The organism is Providencia sp. PROV182 (assembly GCF_028480325.1).
GTDB classification, from domain to species: Bacteria; Pseudomonadota; Gammaproteobacteria; order Enterobacterales; family Enterobacteriaceae; genus Providencia; species Providencia hangzhouensis.
Window position 1 is genome coordinate 289,614 of record NZ_JAMPOL010000001.1, and the last position, 15,374, is coordinate 304,987.

Sequence of the window (15,374 nt, forward strand, 5' to 3'; positions counted from 1 at the left end):
TAGGTTGGTAGAGTCTTTTTTGAGCGGATTGACTCAGAAGGAAAATAAAAGAATTAGAAGGATATCATTTATGTATCAAGTTGATTTACATGCGCATACCATTGCCAGCACCCATGCATATAGCACTGTTAATGAATATTTTGCTGAAGCCGCAAGTCGAGGTGTGAAACTCTTTGCGATTACCGACCACGGCCCTGAAATGCAAGATGCTCCACATGAATGGCACTTTGGTAATATGCCTATCTTACCGAGAATTGTTGATGGCGTTGGTTTATTGTACGGTATTGAAGCGAATATAAAAAACAAGTTGGGTGAGACAGACTGCAATGAAAAGATTGCTCGTCATTTGGATATTATTTTAGCTGGTTTCCATGAACCGGTTCTTGAACCCCAAAGTTTAGCTGATAATACAGAAGCTATGATTGCCACGATCCGTAGCGGTAAAGTGCAAATAATTACCCATCCGGGAAATCCCAAATATCCCATTGATATTAAAGCGGTAGCACAAGCTGCGAAAGATTGTAATGTGGCTTTGGAAATGAATAACTCCTCATTCTTGCATTCAAGAGTGGGTAGTCAAAAGAATTGTTTAGAAATAGCAAAGGCCGTTAAAGAAACTGGCGGGTGGGTAGCATTAGGTTCGGACTCGCATTTTGCTGGGTATCTCGGCCGTTTTGACAGCGTAGTTGAAATGTTGGAATCAATTGATTTTCCGCAATCACAAATTTTAAATGTTACTCCACGCCGTGTATTGGATTTTTTAGAGTCCCATGGGCGTAAGCCTATCCCTGAATTTGCTGATTTTTAATAGTTATTCAGTTATTCAACATTGCGTTCTTAAAGACAGTCAATATTAGGTATAATAAAGCCACAAAAGGTTAGTGGCTTTTAATTCAAGTTATATTGAAAGTTATAATTCAATTTCCATTTGAACACAATTTAACTCAACTTGAGCAAGAGAAGAGTAGTAGCTAGCATGCTTAATCGAAGTAAATCCATGTTTCTGATAAAAGCGTTCCGCATTCGGTGATGAATCTAATACCAATTTTTTAATATTTCGCTTTTTGGCTTCAGCTTTAATAGCATCTAATATTAAGCCCGCAGCTCCGCAGCCAGTGTACTGTGGTAAAGTAAATATGGCATCAACACTGTTAGCCTCTAGATTAAGATAGCCAGTTGCAACGGGTTCATCATTTTTATTTACCGCGACAAAGAATGGGTTATTCTTCACAATACGTATATAACTTACTGGCATTTCATCAGGTGTCCAGGCGCTGATCGTTTTTGCGTCAAAACTCGTTGTACAACCATGGCGAATGGCTTGGTTGCGTATAAACCAAAGATGTTCAGCTTCATCGGGAGTTGCTAACCTAATTTTCATCATGATACACCTGCTAATGTTTTTTTATTTCTTTCATAGAACAAAAAGTACAGTTAAAAAGCAATATATATAACAGAAAGAAAACTAATTTGAATATGGTATACTCACCCTTATTTTTAAATCAGTGACTTTTATGAATTATCAATGCCCCCTCTGCTTTACACCACTTAACTTTATGCATAACAGCTATCGCTGCGCAGAAAATCACCAGTTCGATTGTGCGAAAGAGGGTTACGTTAATTTGTTGCCCGTACAACATAAACGGTCTAAAGACCCCGGTGATAATGCTGAAATGATGCAAGCACGTAGACAATTTCTTGATGCAGGACATTACCACCCGATGCGTGAAAAGGTGGCAGAAAAAATTATTCAGTTTATTCCACCATCTAATACTAGTTTGTTAGACATTGGTTGTGGGGAAGGGTATTACACAGACTATTTCTCTCGGGAACTTGCAAAACATTTTGAAAAATATACGGTTCTGGGCTTAGATGTTTCGAAAGTGGCGGTTCGCTATGCGGCGAAACGGTATAAATCCGTTCGTTTTTGCGTCGGTACAAGCCATCGCTTGCCATTCTCAAATAACAGCTTAGGTGGAGTTGTCCGAATTTACGCACCCTGCAAAGCACAAGAATTAAGCCGTGTATTAGTTTCTAAAGGTATGTTAATTACTGTTACGCCTGCGGCAGAGCATCTGCAAGAATTAAAAGCGTTAATTTACGATGAGGTTAAGTTACATCCAACTAAAGATGAAGATTTACCAAATTTTTCGCTAATAGATAGTTGCCAATTAAATTATAAAATGGCACTGACAGGGCAAGAAGCTTATGAATTGTTGATGATGACCCCATTTGCTTGGCGTGCATCAGAACAGGTCAAAGAGAATCTGCAACAAGCTGAAGTGAAAGAATATACGGCTGATTTTTTAATTCGCGTTTATCAATCTGATGCAGAGTAAGGTTATTGCCCCCATATAAGGGGGCACAAAAACTAATGGGCATACATAAATAATTCGAGGTGCTCAAATAAAATATTAAAACCAATACCTATTAGAACCAACCCACCGATAATTTCTGCTTTTTTTCCGAGTAATGGGCCAACATAGCGGCCAATCATCATACCAATAGTTGCCATAATCATTGTCATTAAGCCGATAGTCATTGCAGTATGAACGATATCCACTTGCAAGAAAGCTAAACCTAGACCGATAGCCATTGCATCAAGGCTGGTGGCTATCGCAGAAAAGATAAGGCTTGTTGAGCTATGACTAGAAGGTTTAGAACAGCATTCTTCATCTTTTGTTTTAATACTCTGCCAGATCATTCTAGCACCTAAAACAAACAATAAACCAAATGCAATCCAATGATCCCAACGGATAACATATTGGCTAGCTAGGATCCCGATACCCCAACCAATAATCGGTGTAATGGCTTCAATAAAACCAAAAATAAAACCAGTACGGAGAATTTCTCTAAAGCGGGGTTTATGAAGTACGGCGCCTTTACAAATAGCAACAGCGAAGGCGTCCATTGATAGGGCAAGGGCTAAGATAAGGGTAGCATAGAAACTCATAATAGAACCTCGGTTGGGTGATTCCATATACACATAAATTACCCCCAACCAAAAGGCTTATTTATGTGTCTATGGTCTTGCCAACCGAATTTTGGTGTCCGCACCACGTTTGAAACCAAACGAGTATGTTGATACGGACTTTCTGGTCTTATATATGAAACCAGAACAGGCTACTCCCCAATGACGTGGAAAGAAAGATACCATATTTTATATTAAAGGCAACACTTAATTAATTGTGGATATTAAATGTTATTGAGAATTATTATCAATAAGGATATTGGCAAAAACAAGGTTAATTAAATTTATAATTAACCTTGTTTTTAGTGATAATATAAAACTTATTTACTTATGATTAATAAGGAATTCATAAATTCTTTGTAAATCATCAAGATGTGAAACTTGGATGTTAATTTTCTTTTTTTCCAAACCTATTATTAATACACCGTCTTCGGATAAGTTCATTGTTTTTATTCTGTCATATAATATAAATGCATTGGCAAAATAAAAACCATTCTGTTTAAAGAATAGCTTAGGTGTTCTTATAAACGCCAAATAGATTGACATAAAAATAGTAATCAATAATAAGTAAGTGGTTAATAAATTACCATGGCGTACAATATTTGTATAAATAACGATACAAATTAGAACAATAAAAATAATAGCATCGGCCCGATGTTTTCGTTTTAGATTAATTTTTAATAATGTTTTACCCTTTAGCAAATGCTGAATGAATTCATCATAAATTGCATAAACAAGCATGATCAAAATGATTATAGCAAGAATGGCATCATTGAAGGTCATTTGTGAACCCTTGGATAAGTGAACATAATGCAGAGCTTAAAATTAAAAAAGGGAGGCTGCAACCTCCCAATTCAAATAATGGTGGAAAATTATGGTGCTAAGAAGTTTAACCAAGCACCAAGGATACCCAAACCAAAGAAGCCGATAATAATCCACAATGCGTTAACTTTACGACGTAACAGCCACATACAGGCGAAGGTTAGCAATAGTGGTACTAAACCTGGCATGAGTTGATCAAGGATCATTTGGACGGTGGTAATATCTTCAGCACCTGTTGTTGGGTTTTTGATCCGCGACACTTCAAGTGGAATATTGACATGTGTCCATTTATTGACCAAGGCCCCCATAACAAATAAACCGAGAATTGATGCTCCTTCAGTTAGTTTTTGTAGGAAACCGCCACCAATGTCTTGAACAATATCAATCCCTTTTTTGTAGCCATATGAAACACCATAATAAAGGGTTAACAAACGGACAAGATTAAACAAAACAAAAAACAGAAGAGGGCCAAGTAAGCTACCCGTCATTGCGATACCTGCACCGAGAGCCGCAAATACTGGGCGAACAGTTCCCCAGAAAATTGGGTCACCAACACCGGCTAATGGCCCCATTAGACCGACTTTGATACCATTTATTGCACCGTCATCAATGTCTGCACCATTGGCACGTTGCTCTTCCATTGCCATTGTGACACCTAGAACAGGCGCTGCAACATACGGGTGTGTATTAAAGAATTCAAGATGGCGCTTAATGGCTTGTTTTCTATCATCATTATTTTCAGGATAAAGACGACGAATAACGGGAACCATTGAATAGCAGAAGCCTAGGGCTTGCATACGTTCAAAGTTCCAAGAACCTTGCAATAGGTTAGACCGTAAGAATACGCCGCGAATATCGCTTTGTGTAAGCTTTTTAGCCGTTGGCTTAGTGATATCTACCATTATACGTTCCTCCTAGTCTAGCTCATTATCAAGGTTGTTATTGCTACTATTTCCTTGGGTAACAACAGTTTGCGATTTATTGTATTTTGGACTGAGTTGGATATATAAAATAGCCATAACAGTACCGATAACCCCAAGAGCAACCAGGTTGAAGTCAGTAAATGCCGCGGTAACAAAGCCTAAGTAGAAGAACGGCATTAAGTAGCCTGCACGCATCATATTGATAACCATCGCATAACCGACAACAACAATCATACCACCAGCAATATTCAGGCCGTCAGTAACAACTTGCGGGATAGAATCCAACATTTGTTGTACTTCTGATGTACCAACAGAAATGGCGACAATTAACGCAGGTATTGCGATACGCATGGCTTGCAGTAATAAAGCTGAGATATGGATAAAGCCAATTGCAGTTAGATTACCATTGAGGGCGGCTTTATCAGCAGCATGTTGGAATGCAACCGTTACAGTACGAACAATAATGGTTAATACTTGTCCCGCTGCTGCGAGTGGGATGGCGATGGCAATACCTGCACCAATGCTTTGACCACCAGCAATAACGAGAATCGTTGAAATGATAGAAGCTAAAGCGGCATCAGGTGCAACGGCAGCACCGATATTCATCCACCCAAGTGCGATCATTTCTAATGTACCGCCGATGATGATACCCGTTTTCATATCTCCCAAAACAATACCTATAAGCGTACAGGCAATGAGAGGACGGTGAAATTGGAATTCATCAAGGATTGATCCCATCCCCGCGATACACGCGACGATGAAGACCATTACTATTTGAACAACGGTAAGTTCCATTGTTTAATCTCCTGTAACCAAAAGTTTTAAAATCTGTTTTGAGTAATGGATTAAAATTAATATAAAAAATGGCTATAAAAATTATTTTTTGAGCTTATTAATCAAGTCCATCATATAAACTTTGCTATCTGATGAGACTTTCCTAACTTCAAGTTCAATCTTTTTGTCGTTCAAATAATTAAATGCATCAATGTCTTCTTGGTTGATAGAAACGGCATTTGTGACCATTGTTTTGCCATCATGGTATGCCATTCCACCAATATTAACGGACTTGACGTCAACACCTTCTTCGACGATACGCTTAACATCAGTTGGATTAGTGAAAAGCAACATAACGCGCTCACCAGCGTATTTCGGGTTATTGTAAACGCGAATACATTTAGCAACATCGACAACATGTGCAGTGACACCTGGTGGTGCGACTTGTTTTAACAATGTAGAGCGAACTTGGTCTTTTGCTACGTCATCACTGACCACAATAATGCGCTTAACTTGGGTTTCTTTCGTCCAGCGTGTTGCGACTTGCCCGTGAATTAATCTGTCATCAATACGAGCAAGTGCGATCACCATATGTTCACCGGGGCCGGCTTTCACTGGTGCAGGGGCAGGAGTACTCGAGACTACAGGAGCAGGTTCAGCTTCAACTTCTTTGAATTTAAATGAACGAACACCACCACGACCCGTTTCTAGGGCGACAGTGATAAGTTCATTCATTGATGGGTTATCGTCACGGCACATGAATGTTTCAACTAACATTGGAACATTTACACCCGTGATAATGTCATAATTATCATGTTCATTAACAATGCGACTAGCCGCGTTAAATGGACTGCCTCCCCATGTATCAACAAGGAATAAGACACCCTTTGATGTATCTAAATCAGTTAGCTTTTGGGTGTACTTATCAAATAGGGTATCTGCGTTTTCCCCAGGGATAAAATCAATAAACGACACATTATCTTGTTCGCCTATTAACATTTCGGTTGTTCGAAGAAGCTGCTCTGCAGCGACTCCGTGTGTACCAATCATAATAGCTATACTCACTATTTTTCCCTCATAGATAGATAAAACAAAACATTATCTGTCGATAAAATGGACACTTAAGTTAGACTCCTTTTTATCAGTTTCCCCTGTATGATAATTTTAGCTGAATAATTACAAACGTCTTATAATAGCCATAAACTCATTTATGGCACTGTTAGTATCAATTACATTATTAGCATATCATCTTGCATTATCCTAAAAACTTGTTTCGCGTCAGAAAAATAAGAATACACCTAAAAATTGATATCGAATTGCATTTTTCTGCTATTCATTTTAATTAAATAAAATTAATAATCTGATTATTTTGTTTTTGCTGGTTTCTTTTTGTGTTATCGGTAACAAAAAAAGTAAATAAAATAGTGCCATATTGATTTTTAGAGTGAAAAGTAATCAATTTTTAGTGGAAATTAGTTATCTCTTGTTCAGCTCAAAACAATCTTTAGCACAAAATAGTATGAATTTCGTTTTGATGTGATGTGTTGAGTATAAGAAAATTGAGTTAATTCAATGAAAAAATTATGGGTAATTGATTAGGTGAATTGGAGCGTTTAGGAAGAGAAAGGTGACTAAAAAATAAAGAAAACTTTTTAATGCAGATTAAAAAAGCACCCTCAAAATACTGTTCAAAGACATAACAGTATAGGAAAGGGTGCTTAAGGCTTAAATTAATTGAGAATAAAATTAGTCACATTGTACTTTGATGGCTAGCCCGCCTCGGGATGTCTCACGATATTTCGCATTCATGTCTTTCCCGGTTTCGTACATAGTTTCAATGACTTTATCAAGTGAAACCCGTGGCTCACTTGTTCTGCGTAGGGCCATACGTGTGGCATTCACCGCTTTAACAGATGCGATTGCATTACGCTCAATACAAGGAACTTGCACTTGACCAGCAACCGGGTCACAAGTTAGACCTAAATTGTGTTCCATGCCGATTTCAGCAGCGATACAAACTTGCTCAGGGCTACCGCCAAATAATTCGGCCAGACCAGCTGCAGCCATAGAGCATGCCACACCGACCTCCCCTTGGCAGCCAACTTCAGCTCCTGAAATGGAAGCATTCATTTTGTATAAAATACCAATGGCGCCTGAAGCTAAGAAATAACGCATATACAGCTCTGGCGTTACCGGTTCTATGCAATGATTATAATACGCTAAAACGGCAGGTACGATACCACACGCACCGTTAGTCGGTGCTGTTACAACACGGCCGCCTGCTGCATTTTCCTCATTCACTGCTAAGGCATACATATTGATCAGGTCAACCACATTCATAGGGTCATTAGATAGCTTACTTGATGAAGTGACCATTCGGTTTAGTGCCGGTGCACGGCGAGGAACACGCAATGGGCCCGGCAATACACCTTCGGTGCTTAAACCACGCTCAATACAGGCTTGCATTGTCTGCCATACATCAGCGAAATAGGCTTCGATCTCTTCTTTAGAATGAAGATCTAACTCATTTTTCATCATTAAGCTAGAAATCGAAAGGCCTGATTTTTTACAATTTAGTAGTAGCTCTTCCGCAGAGTTAAACGGATAAGAGACCGGTTTGCTATCAAGAGTAGATTCGCCAAAATGCTCTGCATCGACAATGAAACCACCACCAATGGAATAATAAGTTTTGGTGTAAATTTCTTCATTACCTGCAAAAGCATGAATTGTCATGCCATTTTCATGCAATGGCAGGTTGTCTTGACGAAAATTCATGCCACCTTCATTAGGGAAGTCAACGACCTGAAGACCATTCGCTAATGATAACTTTTCTGTTTCTTCTACATTTTTGATAAAAGTTGGGATGGATTCAATGTCGACAGTGGCAGGTAAGTTACCTGCTAGCCCCATAATAATGGCGATATCAGTATGGTGCCCTTTTCCAGTAAGCGATAATGACCCATAAACATCCACAGAAATACGAGTGACGTTAGGTAATAAATTTTTGCTTACTAAATCATCGACAAATTCTTTCCCAGCTTTCATTGGACCAACGGTATGAGAGCTTGAAGGGCCTATGCCCACTTTAAACATGTCGAAAACGCTTATCACGCAGGACTCCTTAAAAAAAAGATGAAAATGTAGTGCATTATTTTAAAAGGCGCTACTTTACTGTTATTTAGTAGTGTTAACCAGTAAGTTTAAAGTATTTTTTGAAATAAGGTAGTTGCTGAAGGGTAATTGATTGTAAATAGCACAAAATGTCTGTGATGTGGCTAAAAAAGCGACAGGTAGTAGAGGTATATTTTGTCATATATGACGTGATATTTTGTCATCTTAAATAGATTTTACTGCAATAGTAACATTGTATGGTGAAAAGTTGTGTTAAACGTTAATCCAATTGCAAAGCAAGTTGGTGAATAATTGAAGCGGTTAACCCCCAAACTAAATGCCCCTTATACCAATAAAAAAAGATGCGGTTATGCCGCCCTGAACGGTTAATATCGACATATTTATGGCGTTGTAATGAAAGGGCATCAAATAAGGGAACTTCAAAGATAGCAGCGACTTCACTAGGGTTGGCTTGATATTGAATGTTATTTGGTACCAAACCGACGATTGGCGTAACTTCATAGCCACCATAACTTTGCAAGGGGCTTAACTGACCCAGTACCGTGACTTTTTCAGGAGGGATGGCCACTTCTTCATATGCTTCACGCAGTGCGGTATTCACAAGCGTACCATCCTCCGGGTCACTTGCCCCTCCTGGAAATGCGACCTGACCTGCATGGGAGCGTAAAAAAGGAGAGCGTTGTGTGAGAAGTAATGTCGGATTGGGTTTATTGATAATGGGCAAAAGAACGGCTGCCGATTTACCCGCCTTAGGTCCAGACTGGCGGGTAGCCGGCAAAGTAAACTGAAAACGATTGATAAAGTTATTCAGTTCAGTCATCGTTATTGAGCGCTCCTAATAAAGGTAAAATCAGGCTTAATTTATCAAAGGTTTCTTGGTACTCTTTGTCTGCTTGGCTATCTGCAACGATACCACCGCCAGCCCAACAATAAACCTGCTTTTTATATGTCAGTAAAGTACGAATAGTAATATTGCTGTCCATATTACCATTGAAACTAATATAGCCGATTGCTCCACAATAGCCATGACGGCGATGGGGCTCTAATTCTTCAATAATCTCCATTGCACGGACTTTAGGTGCGCCGGTTATTGAACCCCCAGGAAAACACGCTCGTAATAAATCAGTTGCACGGTATTGGCTATCTAACTTTGCCGTGACGGTACTAACCAGATGATGTACTGCCGGGAAAGCTTCAACAGCAAATAATTCAGGAACACTGACCGTGCCCGGTTTGGCAACACGACCAATATCATTGCGTAGCAAGTCAACAATCATCAAGTTTTCTGCGCGGTCTTTAACTGAATTAGCCAGTTTTTCAGCTTGTGCAAGATCATCTTGTTCATTATCTAGGCGCGGAAGCGTTCCTTTTATTGGGCGGGTTTGAATATCCCCATCTTGCAGAAAGATAAAACGTTCCGGTGAAATACTGATAACCGCATTTTCGGGGAGACGTATAAAAGAAGAGAAGGGAGCTCCATTGCGCTCAAGTAGCGCTAAAAACGCATTCCATTCATCTCCTTTATACTTAGCTTTAAATCGTTGTGCTAAATTAATTTGATAACAATCACCATTACGTAAATATTCATGGATGCGCGCAATATTATGATGATATGTCTCTTCAGACATATTAGATTGCCATGCCGAGGTTAATTGGAATTTGTTTTTACGGCCCTTTTTTTGACTATGTAGCCAAGCTAACCGAGCATCAACATCATCATAACTAATTAATGTAGTTGTTTTATTATGGTGATCAACGATAAGTGCCCACAAGTAGATGCCAACCGCCATGTCTGGAAATTGTAGTTCTGTGGTTGAAATTTCAGGTAATTTTTCAATGCGCCGGCCTAAATCATAACTCCAAAGGCCGAGGGCACCGCCGTTGAAGGGACATTCGGTCTCTTCCTGGTATTTCGGTTGGTATTTATCAAGCAACCCTTGAATAAGTTCAAAAGGATCTGATTCAGAAACGATAGGGGCCTGATTTTGCTCTGAGATGGTTGTTTCAAGCTGATAAGTCGTTAGTGTAGCAATAGGGTCAGCAACGATAATATCAAAGCGATTATGTGAGTGTTTTGCATTACCTGAATGCAGTAACATCGCCCATGGCTGGTGTGCCAGTGGGGTAAAATAATTAATGGCTGTGTTTGGGCTATAAGGTAATTGGATTTTTTTGATAACCATTTTTTTTGATAACCATAATGATGAGTCTAAATTTCCGCAAGTGAATCAATACAGATTAACATATATTCTTATCTTAATAATCGAAGAGATGTTAAAATGTTAACTGTTGATTTTAGTCTTTTATTCATGAGGTTTAAACCATGTTTTCTGGTATGCCAGCACTTAATCACCAAGAACAGCAAGAAGCAGTTGAAAAAATTCATCAATTGATGGCGGAAGGTATGAGTAGTGGTGAGGCAATTGCATTAGTTGCTCAAGAAATTAGGGAAAAGCACCAAGGTAAAGAGCAAATCCATGTTCGTTTTGATGATGAAAATTAATAATCTGTAAACATACTATTAACATCCATGCATAAACCTGATAGATTAATATTAGTTAAGTCATTCTATTTATCAATGAAGACTAGATAATAACCAGAAGATAACTGGTATCTGATAGGCTGAAATATGCCGCTAAACTAATCAAAAATCTTTACCTAGTAATAGGTATCGGAGGATGGTATGGAAGCGAATCAAAAAATTGCTGTAGTTTTAGGTACTTGTGCGCTGGTTTTTAGCTCTTTTGCGTTAAGCGAAAATAATGAAGAAGGTAAAGCAGCGCCTTTCGTCAGTTGTGGTACGTTAACTGAGCCACAAATTGCAGCACAAGTGAAAAGCGATTTTATGCATAATCGTTTACCTCGCTGGACAGATGAAAAAGCGGCTTTAGGCAAGAAAGCGGTTGCATGGGTCAATGATAGTGAAGTCACTAAAACCGAAACAGGCTACAGGGTACCGTTAGTTGTTCGTGGTGCAAAATCTGATTTACATTATTCAGTCGCGGTAGACTGCCAAAATAATACAGTGACATATAATACGGCGAAATAAATTTTTTAATCTTCAGAATCAAGGGGTAACCATTAAGGTTATCCCTTTTTTGTATCATTTCTTTTGTGTCTTCGTGAGACTAGCGATTTCGTGGTTCATAAGGCATACGTGCAAAGTTTTGCGACAGTTGTCGGTAGTAGACTAATCGCTCCCTGAAATACTCCCTTAAGTGCTCGGGTTGTTCTCGCTCAACAGCTTCAGCAATGATGGCAATGTTATAGCGTTCTTTAAATGCAACACCGGAAGCTAAAAGGTCGACATTGACCTTATCCATTTCATCTTTAGGCAATAAAGCAAGATTATGGCTCATATTTGATCTCTACTGTTAAATTCATACGCCATTATTGTAACTGGATAATGAGAAAAAATCTCAATACCTTAATTGGAATAATGAAAAACAATAGTTAAATTTCTCTATTTATATATTAGTAATTAAGGGAAAAAGTAGGGAAAGATAATGAGATTGATTATTATTGTTTTTAACAAAAGTTATTAATTATCAGTAAATTGGATTTTTTTGTTTTAAGATTGTTTTAGGGTTTTAATTGTTTTAATACTGTGCATAATATACTCATGAATAATTAATCGATAAGGCATAAATATGTTAACTACAGATATGGTCAAAAAATTAAACGAACAATTAAACCTTGAATTTTATTCTGCAAATCTTTATTTGCAAATGAGCGCTTGGTGTAGTGACAAAGGCTATGAAGGTGCTGCAGCGTTCTTAAAAGCACACTCACAAGAAGAAATGGAACATATGCAGCGTTTATTTGATTACCTTAGTGACACTGGGGCATTACCCCTGTTAGGGCAAATTGCAGCGCCACCAGTTGATTTCAAATCAATTAGCGATGTATTTCATCAAACTTATGAGCATGAGCAATTAATTACTCGTGAAATTAATAAATTGGCTCATTTAGCAATGACAACACAAGATTATTCTACATTTAATTTCTTACAATGGTATGTTGCAGAGCAACACGAAGAAGAGAAATTATTTAAATCAGTACTGGATAAACTGGATATGGTGGGTGAGTCTGGTAAGGCACTATTCTTGTTAGATAAAGATTTGAAAAACATGTCAGCGGCAACACATGTTTAATCTACACGCCAGTGAGTAGATAGAAATATCGTTTTATCTCCATGTAAAACATAAAGACCTCTCTAGGCTTATGGGCATGAATCCTGCAATTCAATGTTCATAAGTCTTTTTCTTTTCATTTTGTGTGAAAACTCACAGGATAGGCCGATAAAACCTATTTTTAAGCAGTAAAATGGTTTGTTTTCCGTATAATGATTGGTAATTATTCTAAATTCACCTGCAAATTAAGAGGTTACTATGCCAATTAACCCTATTAAATCTTCATGGCGCAAACTTAGCGCTGTCGCCGTTCTTTTTTTAGGTATGTCGTTCCAACAGGCATTTGCACATGCGCACTTAAAAGACCAACTTCCTGCTGAAGGTACGGCAGTAGAACAAGCCCCTGAGTCTATCTCATTAAGCTTTTCTGAAGGCATTGAAGTTAATTTCACTAAGGTCAGTATTATCGGTCCTGAAAATAAAATAGTGAAAACCGGTAAAGCAACGTTAGACCCAAGTAACGATACAAAAGTGATTGTCCCTGTGGAAGACAAGCTCGCTGCTGGGAAATATGACGTTAATTGGAGCGTCGTTTCTGTCGATGGACACAAAACAAAAGGAACGTATAGCTTTACAGTGAAATAATATGTCACTAGAAGCTTTTTATACCCTTATTCGCTTTATTCATTTTATCGCTGCAATATTGATGTGTGGAATGTCAATATTTGCAGTGGTACTTAGTCGTGAGCCATTTAATTATTTGCTCAGCCGCTATTTGAATAAAGGTATTTTCTTCTGTGCCATCGTTACCGTGTTAACAACTTTTGGTTGGATGCTTGCACAAGCAGGCCTGATGGGAGATGGTTGGCAAGATAGTATCGATTTGGATATATGGCAAGGGGTTTTAGAGACGTCATTCGGTCAAGTATGGCGTTGGGAACTTTTGTCATCTGTATTATTGTTATTGGTTTTATTTGTAAAACCAATCCAATTGCGATTGAAACTCATATTGGTTTTTTCAGTGATCCTACTTGGTTTGCATGCTTTTATTGGGCACGCGGCTATGCATGATGGCTTACTCGGAACCCTCCACCGCATCAATCAATTCATTCATCTTATTAGTTCAGCCTATTGGTTTGGCGGTTTGTGGCCATTTTTAATTTGCATTCAATTTTTACGCAATAAAAAAGAAATGGTCGAAGGGATGGATAAACACATTGTGAATACCATGATGCGTTTTTCGCGTTATGGTCACATCGCTGTTGCACTGGTTATTATTACTGGAGTCATTAGTGCAATAACGCTCTTACCTGGCTGGCCATTAAACTATTCAGGGTCAGAATACCAATCACTACTTTGGTTTAAGATCATTTTAGTGGGGGGAATGCTTCTATTGGCTATTATCAATCGCTATTACATCGTACCGATTATTAAACAAAAAGGGCGGGTCAACACCCTAATTATTAACAGTTGGGTTGAGTTACTGTTAGGGACTATGGCTATCCTTTCGGTGGCGATTTTTGCAAGCTACCAGCCAATCTAGCTAAACTTTTATATTTAATTGATAATAACGCGAAGATATCTTTAATGTTTGATAAGGCACTACCATGAAATTTAAACTCATTATTTGCACACTGTTATTGGCTGGTACCGTAAGTACTGCTTTTTCTGCACCGTTAACATCCGTGAGTAAGAAACAATTTGGAGATGATTGGCCATTTACTCGTGAGGAGGTCATGTTAGAGTGCCGTCATAATGGGGCTTTGGTCGTTATTAACCCTGCGACATTAATGCAATATCCATTAAATGATATTGCAACTGAATTGATGAATAAAAAAGAAATTAAAGCACAGCCTATTGATGTGCTGCTTAAGCCTATCGATAGCACCAAGACAGTTGTGGAAAGAATATTACCTATAAAAGAAGCCGCTGAAAAGTTGTGTGTTAGCAACTAAGCTGATAGCAAAGTAAAACCATTAGAGCATAAAGGAAGTGGTGAATTAATAAATTATCATTGTTATTCAATTAGTTGATTGATTGAAAGGTTTGAATGATTAGGTGAATAGGTTTAACCTATTAAACAAATAGTTCAATATTATAAAATCAAGAAATAAATTGTGTTAATAATATGTGAAAATATTGATAATAAACATGGTAAGAACGTGCATTGAAAGCTAGTATTAGAGTGTACTTTGTTACGTCTCAATGGCAATTTTAGCGCACGGCTCTGCCAGAGCCATTTCCCAAGGCCCGGTAATCGGAATCTACCAGGCCTCTTTTTTTGCCTATTATTTTGTTAGCTCTCATTTCATATCAGCTTCTCAGTTCCTACCTACTTATATGCTTAGTCAATAGCCTAAGTGTACTAACAAAATTCTTAAGCAAGTTTCATCACCCAATGGTGATTTTCTTTATCATAACGATCACGATAGAGCAGGACTGGTTTTTCATCTAAAGTTGCAGGAATACTTGTATGCTCGTCCCAGCCATCAAGCTGCATGCAAAAATCGGTATCAGAATCACATGGAATACTCACTGTGTCGCTTTTATGGGAAGCCATAACTGCATCATTAATTTCATAGGAAGATATTTTCAATTTTACAATACACATAACTGCAC

Annotated in this window: 19 protein-coding genes and 1 riboswitch; of the genes, 8 read left to right on the top strand and 11 right to left on the bottom strand. The window is 38.2% G+C overall.

What is annotated here, in order from left to right:
• Positions 1-70 precede the first annotated feature (70 nt).
• Positions 71-808 (top strand): phosphatase, encoded by a 738-nt coding sequence (locus tag PR834_RS01370; RefSeq protein ID WP_136135439.1) that lies wholly within the window; start codon positions 71-73, stop codon positions 806-808.
• A 102-nt stretch (positions 809-910) separates the two neighbouring features.
• On the opposite strand, the gene PR834_RS01375 is transcribed toward PR834_RS01370, so the two are convergent.
• A complete protein-coding gene (locus PR834_RS01375) occupies positions 911-1,381 on the bottom strand; it encodes a GNAT family N-acetyltransferase (protein WP_164565706.1) in 471 nt (156 codons plus the stop codon).
• 133 nt (positions 1,382-1,514) lie between these two features.
• Between PR834_RS01375 and rlmA the strand changes: the two genes are divergently transcribed.
• Positions 1,515-2,339 carry a 23S rRNA (guanine(745)-N(1))-methyltransferase gene (rlmA, locus tag PR834_RS01380; RefSeq protein WP_272536329.1) on the top strand — a complete coding sequence of 275 codons (825 nt, stop codon included), beginning with the start codon at positions 1,515-1,517 and terminating at the stop codon, positions 2,337-2,339.
• A gap of 32 nt (positions 2,340-2,371) precedes the next feature.
• Here the strand turns inward: rlmA and mntP are convergent, their stop codons facing one another.
• The 8 genes from mntP to pabB all read right to left on the bottom strand — a co-directional run bounded on the left by mntP (position 2,372) and on the right by pabB (position 10,805).
• Positions 2,372-2,953 carry a manganese efflux pump MntP gene (gene mntP / locus PR834_RS01385; RefSeq protein WP_004911288.1) on the bottom strand — a complete coding sequence of 194 codons (582 nt, stop codon included), beginning with the start codon at positions 2,951-2,953 and terminating at the stop codon, positions 2,372-2,374.
• 46 nt (positions 2,954-2,999) lie between these two features.
• A riboswitch (yybP-ykoY riboswitch) is annotated at positions 3,000-3,144 on the bottom strand.
• Positions 3,145-3,295: 151 nt separating this feature from the next.
• Positions 3,296-3,754: a DUF986 family protein gene (locus PR834_RS01390; RefSeq protein ID WP_004253844.1), complete on the bottom strand. Its 459-nt coding sequence runs from the start codon at positions 3,752-3,754 to the stop codon at positions 3,296-3,298.
• Positions 3,755-3,843: 89 nt separating this feature from the next.
• Positions 3,844-4,695 (bottom strand): PTS mannose transporter subunit IID, encoded by an 852-nt coding sequence (locus tag PR834_RS01395; protein ID WP_004253848.1) that lies wholly within the window; start codon positions 4,693-4,695, stop codon positions 3,844-3,846.
• 12 nt (positions 4,696-4,707) lie between these two features.
• Positions 4,708-5,511: a PTS mannose/fructose/sorbose transporter subunit IIC gene (locus tag PR834_RS01400; RefSeq protein WP_004253851.1), complete on the bottom strand. Its 804-nt coding sequence runs from the start codon at positions 5,509-5,511 to the stop codon at positions 4,708-4,710.
• Positions 5,512-5,592: 81 nt separating this feature from the next.
• Entirely contained in the window at positions 5,593-6,555 is a 963-nt protein-coding gene (gene manX / locus PR834_RS01405; RefSeq protein ID WP_210853087.1) for a PTS mannose transporter subunit IIAB, read from the bottom strand.
• A 681-nt stretch (positions 6,556-7,236) separates the two neighbouring features.
• Positions 7,237-8,601, bottom strand: a complete 1,365-nt coding sequence (locus tag PR834_RS01410) for an L-serine ammonia-lyase (RefSeq protein WP_036957685.1) — start codon at positions 8,599-8,601, stop codon at positions 7,237-7,239.
• Between the two features lie 280 nt (positions 8,602-8,881).
• Entirely contained in the window at positions 8,882-9,442 is a 561-nt protein-coding gene (locus PR834_RS01415) for a CoA pyrophosphatase (protein ID WP_004253869.1), read from the bottom strand.
• The gene (gene pabB / locus PR834_RS01420; protein WP_196725427.1) at positions 9,435-10,805 is read right to left on the bottom strand and encodes an aminodeoxychorismate synthase component 1; all 1,371 of its coding nucleotides are present in this window, start codon (positions 10,803-10,805) and stop codon (positions 9,435-9,437) included. Before pabB ends, PR834_RS01415 begins: the two co-directional genes overlap by 8 nt.
• A 140-nt stretch (positions 10,806-10,945) precedes the next feature.
• Between pabB and PR834_RS01425 the strand changes: the two genes are divergently transcribed.
• Complete coding sequence (locus PR834_RS01425) at positions 10,946-11,125, top strand: YoaH family protein (protein ID WP_004253877.1); 180 nt, start codon at positions 10,946-10,948, stop codon at positions 11,123-11,125.
• A 180-nt stretch (positions 11,126-11,305) separates the two neighbouring features.
• The gene (yebF, locus tag PR834_RS01430; RefSeq protein WP_096863914.1) at positions 11,306-11,671 is read left to right on the top strand and encodes a protein YebF; all 366 of its coding nucleotides are present in this window, start codon (positions 11,306-11,308) and stop codon (positions 11,669-11,671) included.
• A gap of 79 nt (positions 11,672-11,750) precedes the next feature.
• Here yebF and PR834_RS01435 read toward each other — a convergent pair whose 3' ends face one another.
• A complete protein-coding gene (locus PR834_RS01435; protein ID WP_004253885.1) occupies positions 11,751-11,981 on the bottom strand; it encodes a DNA polymerase III subunit theta in 231 nt (76 codons plus the stop codon).
• A 291-nt stretch (positions 11,982-12,272) separates the two neighbouring features.
• Between PR834_RS01435 and ftnA the strand changes: the two genes are divergently transcribed.
• The 4 genes from ftnA to PR834_RS01455 all read left to right on the top strand — a co-directional run bounded on the left by ftnA (position 12,273) and on the right by PR834_RS01455 (position 14,710).
• A complete protein-coding gene (gene ftnA, locus PR834_RS01440; protein WP_004253892.1) occupies positions 12,273-12,776 on the top strand; it encodes a non-heme ferritin in 504 nt (167 codons plus the stop codon).
• A gap of 237 nt (positions 12,777-13,013) precedes the next feature.
• Positions 13,014-13,400 carry a copper homeostasis periplasmic binding protein CopC gene (gene copC, locus PR834_RS01445; RefSeq protein WP_004253895.1) on the top strand — a complete coding sequence of 129 codons (387 nt, stop codon included), beginning with the start codon at positions 13,014-13,016 and terminating at the stop codon, positions 13,398-13,400.
• Between the two features lies 1 nt (position 13,401).
• On the top strand, positions 13,402-14,298 hold the full coding sequence (copD, locus tag PR834_RS01450) for a copper homeostasis membrane protein CopD (RefSeq protein ID WP_272536330.1): 897 nt from the start codon (positions 13,402-13,404) through the stop codon (positions 14,296-14,298).
• Positions 14,299-14,362: 64 nt separating this feature from the next.
• On the top strand, positions 14,363-14,710 hold the full coding sequence (locus tag PR834_RS01455) for a YebY family protein (protein ID WP_004253900.1): 348 nt from the start codon (positions 14,363-14,365) through the stop codon (positions 14,708-14,710).
• Between the two features lie 422 nt (positions 14,711-15,132).
• Here PR834_RS01455 and PR834_RS01460 read toward each other — a convergent pair whose 3' ends face one another.
• Positions 15,133-15,366, bottom strand: coding sequence for a DUF1480 family protein (locus tag PR834_RS01460; protein WP_004253902.1), 234 nt, complete (start codon positions 15,364-15,366; stop codon positions 15,133-15,135).
• Positions 15,367-15,374: the final 8 nt, after the last annotated feature.

Excerpts from the sequence above, each read along its gene's own strand:
- PR834_RS01370 (WP_136135439.1), top strand. The coding sequence starts at position 71 with ATGTATCAAGTTGATTTACATGCGCATACCATTGCCAGCACCCATGCA.
- PR834_RS01375 (WP_164565706.1), bottom strand. The coding sequence starts at position 1,381 with ATGAAAATTAGGTTAGCAACTCCCGATGAAGCTGAACATCTTTGGTTT.
- rlmA (WP_272536329.1), top strand. The coding sequence starts at position 1,515 with ATGAATTATCAATGCCCCCTCTGCTTTACACCACTTAACTTTATGCAT.
- mntP (WP_004911288.1), bottom strand. The coding sequence starts at position 2,953 with ATGAGTTTCTATGCTACCCTTATCTTAGCCCTTGCCCTATCAATGGAC.
- PR834_RS01390 (WP_004253844.1), bottom strand. The coding sequence starts at position 3,754 with ATGACCTTCAATGATGCCATTCTTGCTATAATCATTTTGATCATGCTT.
- PR834_RS01395 (WP_004253848.1), bottom strand. The coding sequence starts at position 4,695 with ATGGTAGATATCACTAAGCCAACGGCTAAAAAGCTTACACAAAGCGAT.
- PR834_RS01400 (WP_004253851.1), bottom strand. The coding sequence starts at position 5,511 with ATGGAACTTACCGTTGTTCAAATAGTAATGGTCTTCATCGTCGCGTGT.
- PR834_RS01415 (WP_004253869.1), bottom strand. The coding sequence starts at position 9,442 with ATGACTGAACTGAATAACTTTATCAATCGTTTTCAGTTTACTTTGCCG.
- pabB (WP_196725427.1), bottom strand. The coding sequence starts at position 10,805 with ATGGTTATCAAAAAAATCCAATTACCTTATAGCCCAAACACAGCCATT.
- PR834_RS01425 (WP_004253877.1), top strand. The coding sequence starts at position 10,946 with ATGTTTTCTGGTATGCCAGCACTTAATCACCAAGAACAGCAAGAAGCA.
- yebF (WP_096863914.1), top strand. The coding sequence starts at position 11,306 with ATGGAAGCGAATCAAAAAATTGCTGTAGTTTTAGGTACTTGTGCGCTG.
- PR834_RS01435 (WP_004253885.1), bottom strand. The coding sequence starts at position 11,981 with ATGAGCCATAATCTTGCTTTATTGCCTAAAGATGAAATGGATAAGGTC.
- ftnA (WP_004253892.1), top strand. The coding sequence starts at position 12,273 with ATGTTAACTACAGATATGGTCAAAAAATTAAACGAACAATTAAACCTT.
- copC (WP_004253895.1), top strand. The coding sequence starts at position 13,014 with ATGCCAATTAACCCTATTAAATCTTCATGGCGCAAACTTAGCGCTGTC.
- copD (WP_272536330.1), top strand. The coding sequence starts at position 13,402 with ATGTCACTAGAAGCTTTTTATACCCTTATTCGCTTTATTCATTTTATC.
- PR834_RS01455 (WP_004253900.1), top strand. The coding sequence starts at position 14,363 with ATGAAATTTAAACTCATTATTTGCACACTGTTATTGGCTGGTACCGTA.
- PR834_RS01460 (WP_004253902.1), bottom strand. The coding sequence starts at position 15,366 with ATGTGTATTGTAAAATTGAAAATATCTTCCTATGAAATTAATGATGCA.